Consider the following 20,233-nt stretch of genomic DNA (forward strand, 5'->3'; position numbering starts at 1 on the left):
GCTGTGGGCGAGCTGGACGGCGACGACGGTCGGACGGCGATGACGGCGAGCCGGGCGCGGCAGGATGGTCGAGTGCAGCCATCCCCCGTCACCGTCTCGATCACCCGCACCGTGCCGCCCGACCGCGCCCGCGAGTTCGCCGCCTGGGCCCGCGCGGGCGAGGAGCTCATGAGCCAGAGCCCCGGCTACCTCGGCTCGGGCTGGGTGCGCCCCGACCCCGCCTCGGAGGAGTGGCACATGCTGTTCCGCTTCGTCGACGCCGAGAGCCTCGCGCTGTGGCAGGCCTCGAGCGAGCGCGCCTGGTGGATCGGGGCCGTCTCGGGGCTCGCCGAGAAGGCGCGCGAGGAGTCGCGCACCGGCATCGAGGGCTGGTTCGACGAGCCCTCGACGGTCGAGGTCGTCACCGCTCCCCCGACGCCGCCGCGGTGGAAGCAGATGATCGCGATCTTCCTGGTCTTCTACCCGCTGAGCTTCGGCGCGAACGCCGCGCTCGCCCCGCTGGTCGGCGACTGGCCGCTCGCCCTGCGCGTGCTCGTCACCGTCGTCGCGGTGACGCCGGTCATGACCTACCTGGCGCTGCCGTGGATCACCCGGCTGCTGCGCCCCTGGCTCACGCGGGGTCTGTCGCGGGGTCTGCGGGCGCGCTGAGCTCGATCGGGATGACGGGGCAGTCCTTCCAGAGGCGCTCGAGCGAGTAGAACAGCCGCTCCTCCTCGTGGAAGACGTGCACGACGACGTCGCCGAAGTCGAGCAGGATCCAGCGGCCCTCGGCGCGGCCCTCGCGGCGCAGCGTGCGGGCGCCGGCCTCGAGCATCTTCTCCTCGACCTCGCCCGCGATGGCCTGCACGTTGCGCTCGTTGCGCCCCGTCACGAGCACGAAGGCGTCGGTGAGGGGCAGCGGCCCCGACACGTCGAGAGCGACGATGTCCTCGCCCTGCTTGGAGTCGGCGGCCTGCGCGGCGGCCTGCACGAGTTCGATGGCGCGGGGTGTGGCGGTCACGGATTCCTTCAGGATGGGGAGCGCTCGCGCGCTCAGAACAGGCCGTTCGCGGCGGCGACGACGAAGACGGTGACCGCGGCGACGGCCATGACGACGGTGGATGCCACGAGCGCGGTCGTGACGGTGTTGCCGCGGGGCTTGCGGCCGCCCATGACGGCGCGCGTGGCGGTGTGCCCGCTCACGGCGTTGATCGCGCTGACGGGCGTCGACTCGGTGCTCGGCACCTCGCGCTCTCCGGCCTCGAAGAGGTCGTCGATGTCGGGGCTCTCGTGCACGGCCGAGATCGACCCGGTCGACGACATGCTCTTCGGCACGTCGATCATGCCCGTGATGATGATCTCGCCCGTGCCGGGCACGGGGCCCGTGAGCCCCGCCATCGGCATCTCGGGCAGCACGAGCACGTTGGGGGAGGCCGAGGCCGAGCCCACCTGACGGCTGAAGGTGTTCTCGAAGGGGTCGTCGTCGCTCGCCTGCGCGCCGACGGACCAGTGCGAGCCCGTCGCGGTGGAGGGCTGCGGGGCCGCGGAGTCGCCGGGGAGAACGACGGGCGGGTCGACGAGCGCGAGCGGCGGCGCCGCGACGGGACCGCCTGCGGGGGCCGCGGGCGCGGGCGCCCCGGTCTGCGCCGCGGGGGCCTCCGCCTCCGGCGTCTCGCCCGCGGCGCGACGGGCTCGCAGCTCGCGCCGGCTCATCGTGCGCTCCTCGACGGGCGCATCGGCGGGCGGCGCGCCATCGGCGACGACCTCGTGCTCGGCGGGGCTCGGGTCGGCGGCGGCCGAGGGAGTGGGGGGCATCGGGGGCAGGACGGGCATCCACACCGGGGCCTCGGGCGCCGCGGCCGACGGCGCGGGCGCGGAGACCGCGGACGGGGAGGCCGCCGAGGAGACGGGCACTGAGGAGACGGGCGCCGAGGACACGGGCGCCGAGTGGGCGCTCGCCGACGGGGTGCGCTGCGCGGTGCGGTACTCGAGCGGCTGGTCGTCGGGCTGCACGGCGGCGAAGCTCGGCGGGCTCGTCACGGCGCGCTCGCGCTCGGCCGGCGGGCGGAAGTCGCGGGCGCGGAATCGGCCCTCGGCCGGAGCCGGCGCGCTCGGGGGCAGCGGAGCGGAGGGCGCGGCGGCGGAGTGCGCGGACGCGGAGTGCGCGGACGCTGCGCTGTCGTGCGCATCGCCGGGCGCGGCGGGCCGCGCGGCGTCGGCGGAGCCGGGCTCCACGAGGCTCTCGAGGCTCGAGGCGGCAGCCTGCTGCGCGGCGAGGCGCGCCTCGCGACGGCTCATCGGCGGTTGCTGCGAGGTGCTCATGCTGAGGTTCTCCGGTACAGACGGTGCTTGGCGATGTACTGGACGACGCCATCCGGAACGAGGTACCACACGGGCGAACCGCGTTCGACCCGTTCGCGGCAGTCGGTGGACGAGATCGCGAGGGCGGGGATCTCCACCCAGCTTACGTCGCCCTCCGGCAGGACGCCGACGGCTCGCGGGTGGCCGGGGCGGCTGACCGCGACGAACTGCGCGAGCGCGCCGAGCTCGGTCGCGTCCTTCCAGTCGAGGATCTGCGCGATGGCGTCGGCCCCCGAGATGAAGAACAGGTCGGCATCGGGATGCTCGGCCCGCATGTCGCGCAGGGTGTCGATCGTGTAGGTGGGGCCGTCGCGATCGATGTCGATGCGGCTCACCGAGAAGCTCGGGTTCGAGGCCGTGGCGATGACCGTCATGAGGTAGCGGTGCTCGCTCGCCGTGGCCTCGGGCTTGAGGTACGGGGTGCCGGTCGGCACGAAGACGACCTCGTCGAGGTCGAAGTGGTCGGCGACCTCGCTCGCGGCGACGAGGTGGCCGTGGTGCACCGGGTCGAAGGTGCCGCCCATGATGCCGATCCGCGCCCGACGGGCGGCGGACGGCAGGAGCGGGGCGTCGGCGATGGGGCGGGGCCTAGTGCTGGACGCCGTCGTGGGTGCCGGTGGTCTGACCGGAGTTGCCGCGCTTCTGCGCCTGGCGGTTCGAGACGTCGCGGTAGGCGAAGGTGACGAGGCCCATCATGAGGAACGCGAGGGCGGCGACGCCGGCGATCACGGGCGCGGGCGCGATGAGCGGAGCGAGCTCGTGCTCAGCGGAGGCGATGAGCATGCTGGTCAGCATCATGAAGGTCCCTCCCGGGGTCGGTGCGTGCAGTGCAGCAGTCTACCGGGCCTCAGCCGCGAACCTGCCCGGCGCCGCGCACGATCCACTTGGTGCTCGTGAGCTCGGGCAGGCCCATGGGCCCGCGCGCGTGCAGCTTCTGCGTCGAGATGCCGACCTCCGCTCCGAACCCGAACTCGCCGCCGTCGCTGAACCTCGTCGAGGCGTTGACCATGACGACGGCCGAGTCGACCTCGGCGAGGAACCGCTCGGCCGCGGCCATGTCGGCCGTGATGATCGACTCGGTGTGCTTCGTGCTGAAGCGGCGGATGTGCGCGAGCGCGGCATCCAGGTCGTCGACGACGCCGATCGACAGCTCGAGGGCCATGTGCTCGGTGGCGAAGTCCTCGTCCGTGGCGGGCTCGAGCGCGGCGTCGATGCCGCGGGCGCGCGCGTCGCCGCGCATGATCACGCCCTCCTCGCGCAGGGCCGTCAGCAGCGGCGGCAGCAGGCGCTCGGCGGCGTTGCGGTGCACGAGCACGGTCTCGACCGCGTTGCAGACGCTCGGGCGCTGCACCTTCGCGTTGCGCACGATGTCGACCGCCATCGCCTCGTCGGCCGTCGCATCGAGCACGATGTGCACGACCCCGGCGCCCGTCTCGATGACCGGCACGGTCGACTCGCGCACGACCGTCTGGATGAGGTCGGCGCTGCCGCGCGGGATGAGCACGTCGACGAGGCCCCGGGCCCGCATGAGCTCGGTCGCGCCCTCGCGGCCGAAGGCGTCGATGGTCTGCACGGCGTCGGCCGGCAGGGCGGCGCTCTCGAGCGCGGTGCGGATGACCGCCACGAGCCGCTCGTTGCTGCGCAGCGCCGCGCTGCCGCCCCGCAGCACGCTCGCGTTGCCGCTCTTGAGCGCGAGGGCGGCGATGTCGACCGTCACGTTGGGGCGCGCCTCGTAGATGGCGCCGACGACGCCGAAGGGCACGCGCACCTGGCTGAGCCCGACGCCGTTCGGCAGGGTCGACCCCCGCACGACGACGCCCACCGGGTCGGGCAGCGCGATGACGTCGCGCACGGCGCGGGCGAGCGCGGCGACGCGGCCCTCGTCGAGCCGCAGGCGGTCGAGCAGGCCTGCGGCGAGCCCCGACTCGGCTCCGGCCTCGAGGTCGCGGGCGTTGGCGGCGATGATGCTCGGCGCCTCGGCCTCGAGCGCGGCGGCGACGGCCTCGAGCGCGGCGTCCTTCTGCGCGGAGGTGAGGGTGGCGAGCGCGCGGGAGGCGGTCTGCGCGGCCTCGAGGGTCTCGGGGAGGGTGCGGGCGGGCATCCCCCGATTCTAGGCGGCGTCGCTGAGGCGGGGTCCGGCTCAGACGCGGGGCGCGGCCTCGAACCAGGTGCCGACGGCCTCGCCGCGCAGGGCTGCGCCGACGTTGCCCGTCGAGGTGAGCACGACGGGCGTGCCGTGGGCGACCGCGTAGCGGGCGGCGGCGATCTTGGTGCCCGCTCCCCCGGTGCCGACGCCGGCCGCCCCGATGTCGCCGAGCTCGACGCGCTCGAGGGCGTCGTCCCAGGCCACGTGCGCGATGCGCTCGGCCCCGGGCTCGTGCGGCGGGCGGGTGTAGAGCGCGTCGACGTCGCTCAGCAGGACGAGCAGGTCGGCGTGCACGAGCTCGCCCACGAGGGCCGCGAGCCGGTCGTTGTCGCCGAACCGGATCTCCTGCGTCGCCACGGTGTCGTTCTCGTTGACGATCGGCAGCACCCGCAGGCCCAGCAGGCGCTCCATGGCGCGCTGCGCGTTCGACCGGGGCGTGGCGTGCTCGAGGTCGCCCGCCGTCAGCAGGATCTGCCCGGCGACGAGGCCGTGGCGGTCGAGCTGCTCCTGGTAGCGCACCATGAGCACGTTCTGCCCGACGGCGGCCGCGGCCTGCTGCGTCGCGAGATCGGTGGGCCGGCCGTCGAGGGCCAGGAACGGGATGCCCGTCGCGATGGCGCCCGACGACACCAGCACGACCTCCGCGCCCCGGGAGTGCAGCTGCGCGAGCGCGTCGACGAGCGGGCCGATCTGCGCGGCGTTCGCTCCGCTGATCGAGGAGGAGCCGACCTTGACGACGACGCGGCGCGCCGAGGTGACGGCCGTGCGGACGACCTCCGCGGTCATCCCTCGTCGTCCTCCGCCGCCCAGATGCCGGCCGCGCGCTCGCGCTCGAGCTCGGCGCGGGCCTCGGTCTTGGCGTCCATGCGCTCCTTGTACGTCTGCCGGCGCTGGCTCGTGGTCGGGCGGTTGAGCGCGTCGAGCCGCGGGTCGCTGCCGCGCGGCGCGGTGAGCAGCTCGGCGGCGCTCGTGAGCGTGGGCTCCCAGTCGAAGACCATGCCGTTCTTCGCGCCGATGACGACGGTGGCGCCGGCGACGGCACCCTTGGCGAAGAGCTCGGTCTCGACGCCGAGCTTCGCGAGGCGATCGGCGAGGTAGCCGACGGCCTCGTCGTTCGCGAAGTCGGTCTGCTGCACCCAGCGCTCGGGCTTGGCGCCCAGCACGTAGTAGATGTTGCCCTCGTGGCTGCCCTCGACGCGCACCTCGAAGTCCTTGACGTCGACGGCGCGGGGGCGGATGACGACGCGCGGGCGCGCCTGCGCCTCGGCGGCGCGCGCGGCGCGGTCGGCCTCGACGAGCTCGGCCATGGCGAAGGTCAGCGGGCGCAGGCCCTCGTGGCTGACCGCGCTGATCTCGAACACGCGGTAGCCGCGCTTCTCGAGCTCGGGGCGGATGAACGCGGCGAGCTCGCGCCCGTCGGGCACGTCGACCTTGTTGAGGGCGACGAGCTGCGGGCGCTCGAGCAGGGGCACCTGGCCCTCGGGCACCGGGTAGGCGGCGAGCTCGGCGAGGATGATGTCGAGGTCGCTGAGCGGGTCGCGACCGGGCTCGAGCGTGCCGCAGTCGAGCACGTGCAGCAGGGCGCTGCAGCGCTCCACGTGGCGCAGGAACTCGAGGCCGAGGCCCTTGCCCTCGCTCGCGCCCTCGATGAGGCCGGGCACGTCGGCGACGGTGTAGCGGGTCTCGCCCGACTCGACGACGCCGAGGTTCGGGTGGAGGGTAGTGAAAGGGTAGTCGGCGATCTTCGGCTTGGCGGAGGAGATCGCCGCGATGAGGCTCGACTTGCCGGCGCTCGGGTAGCCCACGAGCGCGACGTCGGCGACCACCTTGAGCTCGAGGATGATGTCGAGCTCCTCGCCGTCGGTGCCGAGCAGCGCGAACCCGGGCGCCTTGCGCTTCGTCGTCGACAGGGCGTTGTTGCCGAGGCCGCCCTGCCCGCCGGGGGCGACGACGATGCGCATGCCCTCCTCGGTGAGGTCGGCGAGCTCGGTGCCGTCGGCGTCGCGCACGACCGTGCCGATCGGCACGGGCAGCTCGAGATCCTGGCCCTGGAAGCCGGCGCGGTTGTCGCCCATGCCGGGGCCGCCGTTGTCGCTCGTGCGGTGCGGTCGACGGTGGTACGGCAGCAGGGTGGTCTCCTGCGTGCTCGCGACGAGGATGATGTCGCCGCCGTCGCCGCCGTTGCCGCCGTCGGGCCCGGCGAGGGGCTTGAACTTCTCGCGGCGCACCGAGACGCAGCCGTGCCCGCCGTGACCGGCCTTGAGGTGGAGGGTGACGCGGTCGACGAATGTCGCCATGGCGCTATTCCTCCTGGTGCTCGGTGCTGCTGCTGCGCACGGGCGACTGCCCGGTGAACGACGGATGGGCGGGCCGAGGCCCGCCCATCCGGTGAAGCTGGTGCGCCGCCGCGCCGAGCGCGGGGGCGTCGATCAGAGGATCAGACGCCGGCGACGATGTTGACGACCTTGCGGCCGCCCTTGCTGCCGAACTCCACGGAGCCGGCCGACAGCGCGAACAGCGTGTCGTCCCCGCCGCGGCCCACGTTGGCGCCGGGGTGGAAGTGGGTGCCGCGCTGGCGGACGATGATCTCGCCGGCCTTGACGACCTGGCCGCCGAAGCGCTTCACACCCAGGTACTGGGGGTTGGAGTCGCGGCCGTTACGAGTGGACGATGCGCCCTTCTTGTGTGCCATGGTTCGCGCCCCTTCTTACTTGATGCCGGTGATCTTGACGCGGGTGAGCTCCGAGCGGTGGCCCTGGCGCTTCTTGTACCCGGTTTTGTTCTTGAACTTCTGGATGATGATCTTCGGGCCGCGGAGATCGGTGATGATCTCGGCGGTCACGGTGATCTTCGCCAGCTTCTTGGCGTCGGTGGTGATGGTGTCACCGTCGACGTGGAGCACGGGGACGAGCTGGATCGTGCCATCCTCCGTCGCCTTGACACGGTCGAGGACGACGACCGTGCCGACCTCCACCTTCTCCTGCCGCCCACCGGCGCGCACTACTGCGTAGACCACGATTCACCCTTACGTCGGATTGAAAGAAAAAACTCGGCGTCCGGCGCGGACACGGTCTTCAGCAGACCGTGGTTCTCAACGGAACCAGTCCAGCGCACGCCAACGGTCGAGCATACCCGATACGGGATGCCCGGTCAAAAGCCCCGGCGGGGGCTTCGAGCCGTGACCCCAGCCTACAATCCTTCGCATGGCCGTGCTGATCGACGCCCCCGTCTGGCCCGCGCACGGCCGGCTGTGGGGGCACCTCGTGAGCGACCGCTCGCTCGAGGAGCTGCACGCCTTCGCGCGCGAGGCGGGCATCCCGGAGCGCGGATTCGATCACGACCACTACGACTACCCGGAGAGCCGCTACGACGAGCTCGTGGCGCAGGGGGCCGAGCCCGTCAGCGGCAAGGAGCTCGTGGCGCGGCTCAGCGCCTCGGGCCTGCGGGTCGCCCAGCGCGACAAGCGGCCGCGCTGAGGCAGCGCCGCCGACGCGGCCGCGCGGGTCACCAGGCCGGGGCGAAGCCCTCGAGCGTGCGCACCACGGCGCCCGTGGCGACGTCGATGATCGCGATCGTCACCGATGTGGGCTGCGGGTCGACGATGCGCTCGTCGCTCACGGCCTCGTCGAGCACCGGCGTCACTTCGATCGCGACGTACTGGTCGTTCGGCGCGAGGGCGACGTCGCCCAGACTGCCGCGGTCGTCGATCGTGCGCGCGAGCAGCCGCGAGGCCCCGCTGCCGTCGTCGGCGACGAGCAGCGTCGTGAAGCTGCCGTCGAGGCCCGCGACGGCGACCTTCTGCACGCGCAGCCCCTGCGCCGTCACGAGGGTCTCGCCCGCGAAGACCACGTCGCCCTCGAAGAGCGAGGGGTTCACCCGCTCCTCCTCGCCCGTGGCGAGGTCGAGCAGCACGCCCCCGAAGTCGTCGGCCGCCGAGAGCGAGGCCCCGTCGCTCGAGGGGCCGTAGACCTCGCGGTAGTCGCCCAGCGGCAGCGGCGGCGTGCCGGCCTCGGGGTCGACCTGCACGAGCACGCCGTCGAGGGTGTGCACGAGCATCCCGGTGCCGGAGCCCGGGAACCAGGCCTCGCGCACCCGCAGCACCTCGCCGTCGAGACCCGCCACCGGCTGCACCTCGCGGGCGCCGCCGAGGTCGAGGGTGACGAGCGACTGCTGGTACTCCCCCTCCCCCGCCGCGACGCCGGCGCTCGTGAGCACGAGCGCCGCGGTCGTGCCGGCCGGGGAGGCGGTCATCGACTCGACGCGCACCGCCGACGGCAGCCGCACCTCCTCGGTGCGCCCCGAGTCGAGGTTCACGATCTCGATGACGCTCGCGCCCTCGCCCGAGCCGCCGTCGGGGGCGTCGCGGGCGACGAGCAGGGCGTTCTCGACGAGGGCGAACCGCTGGATGCCCGGCGCCGAGTACAGCACCTCCCCGGGGCCCGCGCCCTCGATGCCGGCGCGCAGCACCTCGTCGACCTCCTCGCCGCGGTCGAGGTAGAGCAGCGAGCCGTCGGGCGTGGCGAAGCGGTGCTCCATCGTGCCGGCGACCGATCGCCCGGGGGCCGTGACCCCCTCGACGCGCACCGTGTACTCGGTGCCCCACTGCAGGCGGTCGACGAACTGCACGCTGATGAGCTCGTTCTGCACGGTGACGGCGACCTCGGCCGCCGGCTCGACGCTCACCTGCGCGGCGTCGACCTCGTCCACGGGCTGGTTGGCGAACAGCCGCAGCTGCTGGCCGGGCTGCTCGGTGGCGCGCGCCGCGTCGACCTGCGCGGTCGAGAGCTTCGGGCCCTGGAACGCGCCGAGGACGAGGAAGACGGCGCTGATGAGCGCCAGGCCCGCGACGAGCATCCAGAACCGCGTGCGGAACCGCCGCTCGGCGCGATCCTCGCGCAGGCGCCGGCTGTGCTCGGCGACGCGCTCGAGCTTCTCAGAAGAGGTACGGCTCACGCGGCTGCTCCACCGCCTCGACGCCGGTGGGCTCGATGACGATCGGCTGGCGGCTCTGCGCGCTCGGGTTCGCGACGAAGTCGCCCGAGACCTCGACCCAGCTGTCGATCGGGAATCGCTCCTGCCAGCCGGGCAGGTGCACGGGAACGCCGAGCGGCTGCGCGTCGACGGCGCAGCAGGTGATCGAGAATCGCGAGACGTAGAAGACGTTCTCGGGGTCGTCGCCGTCGGGCGAGACGAAGCCGAGCAGGCCGGTGACGGGCTTGTCGGCGAAGAAGCCCAGATCGGTCGTCTGGCGCAGGATGCCCGCCCACTCCCGCACGGTGAACCGGGCCACCGCGGCCGCGTCGGCGCTCTGCGCCTCGTCGAGGGCCTGCACGTCGGCGGCCGTCGCGTTGATCTCGCGCTGCTCGGCCGTCGCCGTGCTCAGGGTCGCGGGCGGCAGGACGACCATGCCGATGACGAAGAGCCCGGCGATGCCGGCGGCCGTGAGACCGAGGGCGCGCTCCCGACGACGCGGCAGCGGCTCGTGGTCGTGGTGGTCGTGCGCATGGTCGCGGCCGTCGACGGGGGCGGCGAGGAGGTCGACGGTGCCGCTCGGGCGCCGCACGGCATCCCGCCGCTGGCCGACGGCGCGGGCGGCGATGGCGGCGACGACGAGCACGAGGGCGATGACCGCCATGGCGACGGTGAAGAGCACGTACCGCGGGTGGATGTACAGCACGAGCTGCCCCGAGGCCGCGAGCCAGAGGGCGACCGCCGAGATCGCCCCGATGAGCGCGATGCCGCGCCAGGCCTGCACGCTACGCCACATAGTTCACCACCAGTCCGAGGGCCGCGCTCAGCAGGCCGACCACCGCCGTCAGCTGCACGAGCGTGCGCGTCGAGTAGGTCGTGCGCATGAGCGCGAGCATCTTGATGTCGATGATCGGACCGAAGACGAGGAAGGTCACGATCGAGCCGGGCAGGAAGGTCGACGCGAACGGCAGGATGAAGAAGGCGTCGACGTTCGAGCAGACCGAGATGACGAAGGCGAGCACCATCATCGCCAGCACGCTGAACAGCGGGTCGCTGCCGAGGGCGACGAGCACGTCGCGCGGCACGGCCACCTGGATGGCGCCGGCGACGACCGCGCCGATGACGAGCGCCGGCATGAGGATGCTCGTCTCGCGCACGAAGAGGTCGAGCGTCTGCGCGGCCCGGGTGCGCGGCGCGGCGGCGTCGTCGACGCGGCACTCCGCGGCGAAGCGCTCGGTGAGCAGCGACTCGGGCTCGGGGTGCTGGGAGAACAGCCAGCCGAGCACGTTGGCGATGAGGAACCCGCCGAGCAGGCGCGCGACGAGGATGCCGTCGTCGAAGCCGAAGGCCGCGTGCGTCGTGAGGATGGTGACGGGGTTGAGGATGGGCGCCGCGAGCAGGAACACCATGCTCTCGGGCACCGTGAAGCCCTTGCGCACGAGCCCGCGGGCGAGCGGCACGTTGCCGCACTCGCAGACCGGCAGGAACATGCCGAACAGCGAGATGACCGCGCGGCGCCCCCAGGGGTTCCTCGGCAGGATGCGCAGCAGCCAGTCCTCGGGGATCCACACCTGCACGAGGATCGAGAGCGCGATGCCGAGCACGATGAACGGCAGCGACTCGATGATGACGCTCGTGGCGAGCGTGATGAGATCCTGCGCCGCATCGGGCAGGGGGGCGTCGCCGCCCTCCGCCGTGACGGCCCGCAGGCCGATGATCGCGAGGATGCCCAGCACGCCGAGCGACGCCGCGACGACGTGACGCGGCCCCCAGCGGCGCCCCGCCGCAGCGGAGCGTCGCGAGGGGGCCTCGGCAGCGCGCGTCAGGACGGTCGGATCAGCTCCGCTGCTCGCCCGCGGCGGCGTTGATCGTGCCGCTCGACACCCGGCGCGACGCGCGCTTGCGCGTGCCGGGGGCGGGCGGCTCGGGCAGCGCCTCGAGCACCGAGCCGAGCAGCTGCTCGGCGTCGACGGGGTCGAGCTTCTGCCGCGAGCGCGCGGCGGGGGGCACGGGGATGTCGAGGATCGCGACGTCGTCGGCCGTCGGGCCCGCGGTGGTCGCGGGCGCCTGCTCGGCGGACGGCGCGGTCGCCGCGCCGTCGGGGGCGTCGGCGCGCGTCGTGCCGGCCTGCGAGCGGCGACCGCCGCGACGGCCGCCGCGGCCCGAGCGGGGCTGCTCGGCGGGGGCGGACTGCTCGGCGGGAGCATCCCCCTGCTCGGTGGCCTCGGCCGCGGGCGCCGCGGTCGTCAGCTGCTCGGGCGCGGTCTGCTCGGGCGCAGCCGACGCGGCCTCGGTCGACACGGCCTCGGTCGACACCGCGGCCGGCTGGTCATGGTGCACGGTCTTCGCGGCGATGCTCGCGAGGGCCTTGCTGACGTCCTCCGTGATGGCGTGGGTGCCCGTGTGCGTCGACGGCGAGGTGCGCCCGCCGTTCTGGCCGCGCTGCTGGCCGCCGCCGGTGGAGCCGGAGCGCTCGCCACCGCGGCCGCCGCGACCACCGCCGCGCGAGGATCCGCCGCCGTTCGACTCGCCGCCGCGGTGCTTGGTGACGGGGTCGTGGTGCACGATGACGCCGCGGCCCGCGCAGACGTCGCAGTTCTCGCTGAAGGTCTCGAGCAGGCCGAGACCCAGGCGCTTGCGCGTCATCTGCACGAGGCCGAGGCTCGTGACCTCGGCGACCTGGTGCTTCGTGCGGTCGCGGCTGAGGCACTCGACGAGACGGCGCAGCACGAGGTCGCGGTTCGACTCGAGCACCATGTCGATGAAGTCGACGACGATGATGCCGCCGATGTCGCGCAGCCGCAGCTGGCGCACGATCTCCTCCGCGGCCTCGAGGTTGTTCTTCGTGACCGTCTCCTCGAGGTTGCCGCCCGAGCCGACGAACTTGCCCGTGTTGACGTCGACGACGGTCATCGCCTCGGTGCGGTCGATGACGAGCGAGCCGCCCGAGGGCAGCCAGACCTTGCGCTCGAGCGCCTTCTCGATCTGCTCGGAGATGCGGTACTCGTCGAAGGGGTCGTGGTCGCCCTCGTGCTTCTGCACGCGGTCGAGCAGGTCGGGGGCGACGCCGCGCAGGTAGCTCTCGATCGTCTGCTGCGCGTCGGTGCCCTGGATCACCATCGAGCGGAAGTCCTCGTTGAAGACGTCGCGCACGATCTTGACGAGCAGGTCGGGCTCGCTGTGCAGCAGCGCGGGGGCGTTGGAGTTCGACGCCTCGACCTGGCGCGAGATCTCGGCCCACTGGCTCGTGAGGCGCTGCACGTCGAGCGTCAGCTGCTCCTCGGTGGCGCCCTCGGCGGCGGTGCGCACGATCACGCCCACGTTCTCGGGCAGCACCTCCTTGAGGATCTTCTTCAGGCGGGCGCGCTCGGTGTCGGGAAGCTTGCGGCTGATGCCGCTCATCGAGCCGTTCGGCACGTACACGAGGTAGCGGCCGGGCAGGCTGACCTGGCTGGTGAGGCGGGCGCCCTTGTGGCCGATCGGATCCTTCGTGACCTGCACGAGCACCCGGTCGCCCGGCTTGAGGGCGAGCTCGATGCGGCGGGGCTGGTTCTTCTCGCCGTCGGCCTGCGCGGCCTCCCAGTCGACCTCGCCGGAGTACAGCACGGCGTTTCGGCCGCGGCCGATGTCGACGAAGGCGGCCTCCATGCTCGGCAGCACGTTCTGCACGCGGCCGAGGTAGACGTTGCCGATGAGGCTCGACTCGCTCGAGCGGGCGACGTAGTGCTCGACGAGCACGCCGTCCTCGAGCACGCCGATCTGGATGCGCGCATCCTTCGAGCGCACGACCATGACGCGGTCGACGCTCTCCCGGCGGGCGAGGAACTCGGCCTCGGTGACGACGGGGCGACGGCGGCCGGCGTCGCGACCGTCGCGGCGGCGCTGCTTCTTCGCCTCGAGGCGGGTCGAGCCCTTGATGCGCTGCGGCTCGGTGATCGGCTCGGGGGCGCGGCGCTCGCGCGGCTCGCGGGGTTCGCGGGGTTCGCGGGGTTCGCGGGGCTGACGGCGCTCGGAGATGCGCTCCGCGCGCTCCGCCCGCTGGTCGTCGCGGCCCTCGCCGTCGGCGCCGCCGCGGGTGCGGCGGGAACGCGAGCGGCGACGGCTCGTGCCGGTGCCGCCGTCCTCGGCGTCGTCGTCATCGCGGTCGTCGCGGTCGTCGAACGACCGGGAGGGGCCCGAGCCGGGCAGCGGCGCGAGGTACTCCGCCGGGGGCGCGTAGAACAGCAGCGAGGTCGTGCTCGCGGGCTTGAGCGTCGGGAACGGGCTCGCGGCGGGCTCCTCGGGCTGCGGCTCGGCGGCGGGCTCGCTCGCGGACTGCTCGGCGACGGGCTCATCCGCGGCCGGCGCGGCCTCGGGCTCGCGGTCGGCGGGCTGCTCGGCCGTCGGCTCCGGCTGCTCGGCCGCGGGGGCCGCGGTCTCGGGCGCGGGGGCCTGGTCGGGCGCCGGCTCGACGGCGTGCTGCTCGGCGGGCGCGGGGGCCTCGGCAGCGGCATCCATCACCGGCGCCGCCTCGACGGGCTGCTCGGGCGCCGCGGGGGCGTCGGCCTTGCGGCGGGAGCGCCCCTTGAAGATGCGGGTGCGCTTGGGCTGTCCTTTTTCGGTGTCGTCCTTCACCATCGCTGGTGCACTCCTCAACCGCCCGGGCCGCGCCCGGTGCGGGAATTCTCCGGCGTCGGAGCGCGAGGCGCTCGTCGGCGAAACTCTTCGGTTGTCGGGTCGCGGCCCCCCGGTTCGGGTCGGGCGCGGGCCCTATCGCGCTCTGTCACAGCGCCTGCTCGGAACTGGCTATCCGACGATCGCGACCTGGTGCCGCGGTGCTGGCCCGGTATGCCCGGAAAGCTTCTTCGGCGATCGTCGTGAGCGCGGCTGACGACGACTGCTGCTCGATTATCGCACGGCGGGCGTCGCACGGCCTCGCGATCGCGCCCGCGCGCCCCCGCCCGAGCGCTCCCGCAGCGTCCGCGCGGGGGATGCGCGACCTCGCTGCCCGGGGATCAGGACCCCTTCGGCGTGTCGCCGGGATCGGCGCACCGACACGCCGCCGTGCCGTCGACCATTCCTGATCGCGGGCGCCGAGGACGGGAGACGCGGATCGTGCGACGCACGCCGCGCGGCGGTGAGCTCAGCCGAACCAGAGGCCGAGCTCGCGCGCGGCCGACTCGGGCGAGTCGCTGCCGTGCACGAGGTTCTGCTGCACCTTCAGGCCCCAGTCGCGGCCGAGGTCGCCGCGGATGGTGCCGGGGGCCGCGGTCGTCGGGTCGGTGGTGCCGGCGAGCGAGCGGAAGCCCTCGATGACGCGGTGCCCGGCGACGCGCGCGGCGACGACCGGGCCCGACTCCATGAACTCGACGAGCGGCTCGTAGAAGGGCTTGCCCTCGTGCTCGGCGTAGTGCTGCGCGAGGAGCGCGCGGTCGGCCTGCACCATGCGCAGGTCGACGATCTGGTAGCCCTTGGCCTCGATGCGGGCGAGGATCTGGCCCGTGAGGTTGCGGGCGACCCCGTCGGGCTTGATGAGGACGAGGGTCTCTTCGACGGACGTGGTCATGGGTGCCTCCCGGCGTGTTCGGTGATGTATGCGGTTCGGGGAATGGAGGGAGTCAGGGGGTGGTGGTCAGGACGGGTGCTTCGCCGCATCGAGCTGGCGGCCCTTGACGAGGGCCCAGATCCAGAAGCCGACGAAGATCGCCGCGGCGACCCCCGCGAGGATCTCGAGGAATGCCGTCGCGAGCAGGACGAGCTGCAGCGCGTGCCCGACCCACTGGCCCCACGGATACCGCACGATGCGCGTCGCGGCGATGAGCAGCAGGATGAGCACGGCGCCGCCCGTGAACGCGACGGCGGGCTCCACGACCCGCAGGCCGAAGATCACGAGCATGCCGAAGACGACGACGATCGCCTCGAGCACGAGCACGACGCTGAGGAGCGACTCGGTGGCGGTGCGCTCACGGCGCGGCGGGCGGGCGGGCGAGGCGGCGGAGGCGGTCACAGCGCCCAATCCTCCTCGCGCGCGATGCGCATCGCCTGACCGACCAGCGTGATCGAGCCCGTCACCACGATCGCGTCGCGCGGGCCGAGCTCGTCGCGCAGCTCGGCGAGGGCCACGTCGAGCTCGGGCTCGATGCGCACCCGGTCGGGCCCGGCGACGCGCGTGACGAGCTCGGCGAGCTCGTCGGCGGGCAGTGCGCGATCGGAGTCGGACTGCGTGACGACGAAGCGGTCGACGATCGGATCGAGCGCCTCGATGATGCCCCGCTCGTCCTTGTCGGCGAGGATGCCGACGACGGCGGTGATCGACTCGAAGGCGAAGGATCCCATGAGGGCGCGCCCGAGGGCCTCGGCCCCGTGCGGGTTGTGGGCGGCGTCGACGATCACGCTCGGCTCGATGCCGATGAGCTGCAGGCGCCCGGGACTCGTGACCGTGGCGAAGCCCTCGGCGAGCACGTCGAGCGCGAGCGGCTGCGCTCCGGCGCCGAGGAAGGACTCGACGGCCGCGACGGCCACCGCGGCGTTCTGCGCCTGGTGCTCGCCGAAGAGGGGGAGGAAGAGATCGGGGTACTCGCCCGCGCGGCCGCGGATGCTCACCATCTGGCCGCCGACCGCGAGCCGGGCATCCCGCACCTGGAAGGCGACGCCCTCGGCGATCACCTCGGCCTCGTCGTGCTCGGCCGCGCGCAGCAGCTCGTCCATCGCCTCGGCCGACTGCAGGGCGGTGACGACCTGCGCGGCGGGCTTGATGATGCCGGCCTTGGTGCGGGCGATCTCGGCGACCGTGCGGCCGAGCCGGTTCTCGTGGTCGAGCGCGATGGGGGTGAAGACCGCCACGTCGCCGTCGGCCACGTTCGTCGAATCCCACTCGCCGCCCATGCCCACCTCGAGCACGAGCACGTCGACGGGCGCGTCGGCGAAGCTCGCGAAGGCGAGCACGGTGAGCGCCTCGAAGTAGGTGAGCGGCAGCTCGCCGTTCGCCGTCAGCTCGGCGTCGACCATGAGCAGGTAGGGCTGGATGTCGGCCCAGTTGTCGGCGAGCGCGCGATCGGTGATCGGCTCGCCGTCGATCATGATGCGCTCGTTGACGCGGTCGAGATGCGGGCTCGTCATGAGGCCGGTGCGCAGCCCGTAGGCGCGCAGGATGCTCTCGGCGATGCGGCTCGTCGAGGTCTTGCCGTTGGTGCCGGTGATGTGGATGACCGCGTACGAGCGCTGCGGATCGCCCAGCAGCTCGACCGCGCGCCGCGTGGGCTCGAGCCGCGGCTGCGGGTTCGCCTCGCCGAGGCGGGCGAGCAGCTCGGCGTAGACCGCCTCGGCCGCCTCGCGGTCGGCGAGCTCCTCGGGGCTCGGCGGGCGCGGCTGCTCGCGCCGCGACCCGCGCTCCCGCGCGTCGTCGTTCGCCTCGTCGCTCATGAGCGCACCACCTCGATCGTCACGGCGCCGCCCGATCCGACCGGGACGCCGCCGGACCCAGCGTCGACCACGGCGAGCGCCGTGGCAAGGGTCTCCGCCGCGATGAGCGCACGGTGGTGCTCGATCGCGGCCGCCGTCGCGGGTGAATCGGCGCCGAGCGAGAGGGCGATGCGGTCGCTGACCGCGAGCCCCGCGTCCTTGCGCGCCTGCTGCACGGCGCGCACGACGTCGCGCGCGAGGCCCTCGGCCTCGAGCTCGGGCGTCATGGCCGTGTCGAGCACGACGAAGCCGCCGTCGGGCAGGAACGAGACCGCGGCGGCCGGGTCGGCGAGCTGCAGCTCGAGCGTGAACTCCCCCGCCACGAGCGGCACGCCGCCGACGACGACGCCGTCGCCCTCGACGTTCCAGTCGCCCGCCTTCGCCGCGCCGATGACCTGCTGCACCTGCTTGCCGATGCGCGGGCCGGCCGCGCGGGCGTTGACCTGCAGGCGGCGGCTGATGCCGAAGCCGGCGAGGCTGCCCTCGTCGAGCTGCTCGAGCACGACCTGCTTGACGTTGAGCTCGTCGCGCAGGATGGCCGCGTAGGGCTCCAGGGCCGGGGCGTCGGCGGCGACGACCGTGATGCGGGCGAGCGGCAGGCGCACCCGGAGGCTCTGGGCCTTGCGCAGGGCGAGGCCGGCGCTCGCGATCGCGCGCACGGCATCCATCGCGCTCACGAGGGCCGGATCGGCCGGGAACTCCTCGGCGCTCGGCCAGTCGGCCAGGTGCACGCTCTCACCGCCGGTGAGGCCGCGCCAGACCTCCTCGGTGACGAGCGGCGCGAGCGGGGCCGCCACGCGGGCGAGCGTCTCGAGCACCGTGTGGAGGGTGTCGAACGCGTCGCGGTCGTCGCCCGCCCAGAACCGCTCGCGGCTGCGGCGCACGTACCAGTTGGTGAGCACGTCGGCGAAGTCGCGCACCGCGGCGGCCGCGAGCGGGCTGTCGAGCGCCTCGAGCTGCGCCTGCACCTCGGTGACGAGATCGCGCGTCTTGGCGAGGATGTAGCGGTCGAGCACGTTCGTCGAGTCGGTGCGGCGCCGCGCGTCGTCGAGCCCCGCGGCGTTCGCGTAGAGGCCGAAGAAGTAGTACGTGCTCCACAGCGGCAGCAGGAACTGCCGCACGCCCTCGCGGATGCCCTCCTCGGTGACGACGAGGTTGCCGCCGCGGATCACCGAGCTCGACATGAGGAACCAGCGCATCGCGTCGGCGCCGTCGCGCTCGAAGACCTCGCCCACGTCGGGGTAGTTGCGCAGGCTCTTCGACATCTTCTGGCCGTCGTTGCCGAGCACGATGCCGTGGCTGATCACCTGGCGGTACGCGGGCCGGTCGAAGAGCGCCGTCGCGAGCACGTGCATCGTGTAGAACCAGCCGCGGGTCTGCCCGATGTACTCGACGATGAAGTCGCTGGGGTTGTGGCTGTCGAACCACTCGGCGTTCTCGAAGGGGTAGTGCACCTGCGCGAAGGGCATCGAGCCCGAGTCGAACCAGACGTCGAAGACGTCCTCGATGCGGCGCATCGTCGAGCGGCCCGTCGGGTCGTCGGGGTTCGGCCGGGTGAGCGAGTCGATGAACGGCCGGTGCAGGTCGACGTCGCCCTCGGCGTTGCGGGGCAGCGCGCCGAAGTCGGCCTCGAGCTCGGCGAGCGAGCCGTAGACGTCGATGCGCGGGTGCTCGGGGTCGTCGCTGCGCCACACCGGGATGGGGCTGCCCCAGTAGCGGTTGCGGCTGATCGACCAGTCGCGGGCGCCCTCGAGCCACTTGCCGAACTGCCCCGAGCCCACGTTCTCGGGAACCCAGGTGATCTGCTCGTTGAGCTCGAGCATCCGGTCGCGGATCTCGGTGACGCGCACGAACCAGCTCGAGACGGCCTTGTAGATGAGCGGGTTGCGGCAGCGCCAGCAGTGCGGGTAGCTGTGCTCGTAGCTGCGCACCTGCAGCAGGCGGCCCTGCTCGCGCAGCATGCCCGTCAGGGTCTTGTTCGCCTCGAAGACCTGCAGGCCCGCGACCTCGGCCACCTGGGGCAGGAACCGGCCGCCCTCGTCGACGGAGATGATGATCGGGATGCCCGCTGCCGCGCACGTCGTCTGGTCGTCCTCGCCGTAGGCCGGCGCCTGGTGCACGATGCCCGTGCCCTCGCCCGTGGCCACGTACTCGGCGACGAGGATCTGCCACGCGCGCTCCGTGCCCCAGACCTCGGTGTCGGCGTAGTAGTCCCAGATGCGGTCGTAGTGCACGCCGCCGAGCTCGCTGCCCTCGAGGGTGCGGGTGACGGCGGCCTGGGCATCCTGCGCCGATGCGTAGCCGAGCTCCTTGAAGTACGCGGCGACGGTGTCGGCGGCGAGCAGGTACTGGCTCTCGCCCGCCACAGCGTCCTGCGCCCCGGCGGCCGCGCGGTCGTCGGCGGCGCCGTTCGGGCCGGCCGGCAGCACCGCGTAGGCGATGGCGGGGCCGACCGCGAGCGCCATGTTGGTCGGCAGGGTCCACGGGGTGGTCGTCCAGGCCAGCGCCTTGACGCCCGTGAGGCCGAGCGCCTCGGCCCGGGGCCCGACGAGGGGGAAGGTGACCGTCACCGACTGGTCCTGGCGCATCTGGTAGACGTCGTCGTCCATGCGCAGCTCGTGGTTCGACAGCGGGGTCTCGTCGCGCCAGCAGTAGGGCAGCACGCGGTAGCCCTCGTAGGCGAGGCCCTTGTCGTAGAGGGTCTTGAAGGCCCACAGCACGCTCTCCATGAACGAGGTGTCGAGGGTCTTGTAGTCGTTCTCGAAGTCGACCCAGCGCGCCTGGCGGGTGACGTACCTCTGCCACTCGTCGGTGTAGGCGAGCACGCTCTCGCGCGCCTTGGCGTTGAACGCCTCGATGCCCATCTGCTCGATCTGGGCCTTCTCGGTGATGCCGAGCTGCTTCATCGCCTCGAGCTCGGCGGGCAGGCCGTGGGTGTCCCAGCCGAAGCGGCGGTGCACCTGCTTGCCGCGCATGGTCTGGAACCGCGGGAACAGGTCCTTCGCGTAGCCGGTGAGCAGGTGGCCGTAGTGCGGCAGACCGTTGGCGAACGGGGGGCCGTCGTAGAAGACCCACTCCTCGCAGCCCTCGCGCTGGGCGATGGAGCGGCGGAAGGTGTCGTGCGTCGCCCAGTACTCGAGCACCTCGTGCTCGAGGGCGGGGAAGCTCGGGGAGGCGGCGACGGCGCTCTCGTCGCGGTGCAGGGGGTAGCCCATGGGGTCTCCGGTCGGGGTCGACGGCTCTTCACCACGAGGACGACGGCCCCGTCGTTGCCGGGACCACCGCGGTACCACCCCGCTTGCGGGGCATCCGAACGATGGATGCTCCGCCTCTCTC

At 73.1% G+C, this 20,233-nt stretch carries 19 protein-coding genes; 2 read left to right on the forward strand and 17 right to left on the reverse strand.

The window, feature by feature from the left end; translation table 11 throughout:
* The first annotated feature begins 72 nt into the window (after positions 1–72).
* Complete coding sequence (locus HGB54_RS08705; RefSeq protein WP_228545765.1) at positions 73–648, forward strand: antibiotic biosynthesis monooxygenase; 576 nt, start codon at positions 73–75, stop codon at positions 646–648.
* Here HGB54_RS08705 and rsfS read toward each other — a convergent pair.
* The 9 genes from rsfS to rplU form a co-directional block, all read right to left on the reverse strand.
* The gene (rsfS, locus tag HGB54_RS08710) at positions 611–1,000 is read right to left on the reverse strand and encodes a ribosome silencing factor (RefSeq protein ID WP_168916088.1); all 390 of its coding nucleotides are present in this window, start codon (positions 998–1,000) and stop codon (positions 611–613) included. The genes HGB54_RS08705 and rsfS overlap by 38 nt on opposite strands.
* A 32-nt stretch (positions 1,001–1,032) precedes the next feature.
* Positions 1,033–2,301: a hypothetical protein gene (locus tag HGB54_RS08715; protein WP_168916089.1), complete on the reverse strand. Its 1,269-nt coding sequence runs from the start codon at positions 2,299–2,301 to the stop codon at positions 1,033–1,035.
* A complete protein-coding gene (gene nadD / locus HGB54_RS08720) occupies positions 2,298–2,900 on the reverse strand; it encodes a nicotinate-nucleotide adenylyltransferase (RefSeq protein ID WP_267237862.1) in 603 nt (200 codons plus the stop codon). Before nadD ends, HGB54_RS08715 begins: the two co-directional genes overlap by 4 nt.
* Positions 2,901–2,928: 28 nt before the next feature.
* A complete protein-coding gene (locus HGB54_RS08725) occupies positions 2,929–3,138 on the reverse strand; it encodes a hypothetical protein (protein ID WP_168916091.1) in 210 nt (69 codons plus the stop codon).
* 49 nt (positions 3,139–3,187) lie between these two features.
* The gene (locus tag HGB54_RS08730; protein ID WP_168916092.1) at positions 3,188–4,441 is read right to left on the reverse strand and encodes a glutamate-5-semialdehyde dehydrogenase; all 1,254 of its coding nucleotides are present in this window, start codon (positions 4,439–4,441) and stop codon (positions 3,188–3,190) included.
* A gap of 39 nt (positions 4,442–4,480) precedes the next feature.
* The gene (gene proB, locus HGB54_RS08735; protein WP_168916093.1) at positions 4,481–5,272 is read right to left on the reverse strand and encodes a glutamate 5-kinase; all 792 of its coding nucleotides are present in this window, start codon (positions 5,270–5,272) and stop codon (positions 4,481–4,483) included.
* The gene (obgE, locus tag HGB54_RS08740) at positions 5,269–6,783 is read right to left on the reverse strand and encodes a GTPase ObgE (protein WP_168916094.1); all 1,515 of its coding nucleotides are present in this window, start codon (positions 6,781–6,783) and stop codon (positions 5,269–5,271) included. The genes proB and obgE overlap by 4 nt, the downstream gene beginning before the upstream one ends.
* A 140-nt stretch (positions 6,784–6,923) precedes the next feature.
* Complete coding sequence (gene rpmA / locus HGB54_RS08745) at positions 6,924–7,178, reverse strand: 50S ribosomal protein L27 (RefSeq protein ID WP_168916095.1); 255 nt, start codon at positions 7,176–7,178, stop codon at positions 6,924–6,926.
* A 15-nt stretch (positions 7,179–7,193) separates the two neighbouring features.
* Complete coding sequence (rplU, locus tag HGB54_RS08750; protein ID WP_168916096.1) at positions 7,194–7,502, reverse strand: 50S ribosomal protein L21; 309 nt, start codon at positions 7,500–7,502, stop codon at positions 7,194–7,196.
* Positions 7,503–7,689: 187 nt separating this feature from the next.
* Here rplU and HGB54_RS08755 point away from each other — a divergent pair, with 187 nt between their 5' ends.
* Positions 7,690–7,962 (forward strand): DUF4031 domain-containing protein, encoded by a 273-nt coding sequence (locus HGB54_RS08755; protein ID WP_168916097.1) that lies wholly within the window; start codon positions 7,690–7,692, stop codon positions 7,960–7,962.
* Positions 7,963–7,990: 28 nt separating this feature from the next.
* On the opposite strand, the gene HGB54_RS08760 is transcribed toward HGB54_RS08755, so the two are convergent.
* The 8 genes from HGB54_RS08760 to ileS form a co-directional block, all read right to left on the reverse strand.
* Positions 7,991–9,439: a WD40 repeat domain-containing protein gene (locus HGB54_RS08760; protein ID WP_168916098.1), complete on the reverse strand. Its 1,449-nt coding sequence runs from the start codon at positions 9,437–9,439 to the stop codon at positions 7,991–7,993.
* Positions 9,420–10,241 carry a TIGR03943 family putative permease subunit gene (locus HGB54_RS08765; RefSeq protein WP_228545766.1) on the reverse strand — a complete coding sequence of 274 codons (822 nt, stop codon included), beginning with the start codon at positions 10,239–10,241 and terminating at the stop codon, positions 9,420–9,422. Before HGB54_RS08765 ends, HGB54_RS08760 begins: the two co-directional genes overlap by 20 nt.
* A 1-nt stretch (position 10,242) precedes the next feature.
* Positions 10,243–11,190 carry a permease gene (locus HGB54_RS08770; protein WP_228546019.1) on the reverse strand — a complete coding sequence of 316 codons (948 nt, stop codon included), beginning with the start codon at positions 11,188–11,190 and terminating at the stop codon, positions 10,243–10,245.
* Positions 11,191–11,293: 103 nt separating this feature from the next.
* Positions 11,294–14,074, reverse strand: coding sequence for an Rne/Rng family ribonuclease (locus HGB54_RS08775; protein ID WP_168916100.1), 2,781 nt, complete (start codon positions 14,072–14,074; stop codon positions 11,294–11,296).
* A gap of 505 nt (positions 14,075–14,579) precedes the next feature.
* A complete protein-coding gene (ndk, locus tag HGB54_RS08780; RefSeq protein ID WP_168916101.1) occupies positions 14,580–15,002 on the reverse strand; it encodes a nucleoside-diphosphate kinase in 423 nt (140 codons plus the stop codon).
* Between the two features lie 66 nt (positions 15,003–15,068).
* On the reverse strand, positions 15,069–15,443 hold the full coding sequence (locus tag HGB54_RS08785; RefSeq protein ID WP_168916102.1) for a DUF4233 domain-containing protein: 375 nt from the start codon (positions 15,441–15,443) through the stop codon (positions 15,069–15,071).
* Positions 15,440–16,858 carry a bifunctional folylpolyglutamate synthase/dihydrofolate synthase gene (locus tag HGB54_RS08790; RefSeq protein ID WP_168916103.1) on the reverse strand — a complete coding sequence of 473 codons (1,419 nt, stop codon included), beginning with the start codon at positions 16,856–16,858 and terminating at the stop codon, positions 15,440–15,442. The genes HGB54_RS08785 and HGB54_RS08790 overlap by 4 nt, the downstream gene beginning before the upstream one ends.
* The gene (gene ileS, locus HGB54_RS08795) at positions 16,855–20,112 is read right to left on the reverse strand and encodes an isoleucine--tRNA ligase (RefSeq protein WP_168916104.1); all 3,258 of its coding nucleotides are present in this window, start codon (positions 20,110–20,112) and stop codon (positions 16,855–16,857) included. The genes HGB54_RS08790 and ileS overlap by 4 nt, the downstream gene beginning before the upstream one ends.
* Positions 20,113–20,233 lie beyond the last annotated feature (121 nt).

This window comes from Microcella flavibacter (genome assembly GCF_012530535.1).
Taxonomy (GTDB): Bacteria; Actinomycetota; Actinomycetes; order Actinomycetales; family Microbacteriaceae; genus Microcella; species Microcella flavibacter.

What these genes read in the sequence shown, in the direction of transcription:
- HGB54_RS08755 (WP_168916097.1), top strand. Translation starts at nt 7,690, where the DNA reads ATGGCCGTGCTGATCGACGCCCCCGTCTGGCCCGCGCACGGCCGGCTG.
- HGB54_RS08775 (WP_168916100.1), bottom strand. Translation starts at nt 14,074, where the DNA reads ATGGTGAAGGACGACACCGAAAAAGGACAGCCCAAGCGCACCCGCATC.
- HGB54_RS08790 (WP_168916103.1), bottom strand. Translation starts at nt 16,858, where the DNA reads ATGAGCGACGAGGCGAACGACGACGCGCGGGAGCGCGGGTCGCGGCGC.
- ileS (WP_168916104.1), bottom strand. Translation starts at nt 20,112, where the DNA reads ATGGGCTACCCCCTGCACCGCGACGAGAGCGCCGTCGCCGCCTCCCCG.
- HGB54_RS08725 (WP_168916091.1), bottom strand. Translation starts at nt 3,138, where the DNA reads ATGATGCTGACCAGCATGCTCATCGCCTCCGCTGAGCACGAGCTCGCT.
- ndk (WP_168916101.1), bottom strand. Translation starts at nt 15,002, where the DNA reads ATGACCACGTCCGTCGAAGAGACCCTCGTCCTCATCAAGCCCGACGGG.
- obgE (WP_168916094.1), bottom strand. Translation starts at nt 6,783, where the DNA reads ATGGCGACATTCGTCGACCGCGTCACCCTCCACCTCAAGGCCGGTCAC.
- HGB54_RS08715 (WP_168916089.1), bottom strand. Translation starts at nt 2,301, where the DNA reads ATGAGCACCTCGCAGCAACCGCCGATGAGCCGTCGCGAGGCGCGCCTC.
- proB (WP_168916093.1), bottom strand. Translation starts at nt 5,272, where the DNA reads ATGACCGCGGAGGTCGTCCGCACGGCCGTCACCTCGGCGCGCCGCGTC.
- HGB54_RS08730 (WP_168916092.1), bottom strand. Translation starts at nt 4,441, where the DNA reads ATGCCCGCCCGCACCCTCCCCGAGACCCTCGAGGCCGCGCAGACCGCC.
- rpmA (WP_168916095.1), bottom strand. Translation starts at nt 7,178, where the DNA reads ATGGCACACAAGAAGGGCGCATCGTCCACTCGTAACGGCCGCGACTCC.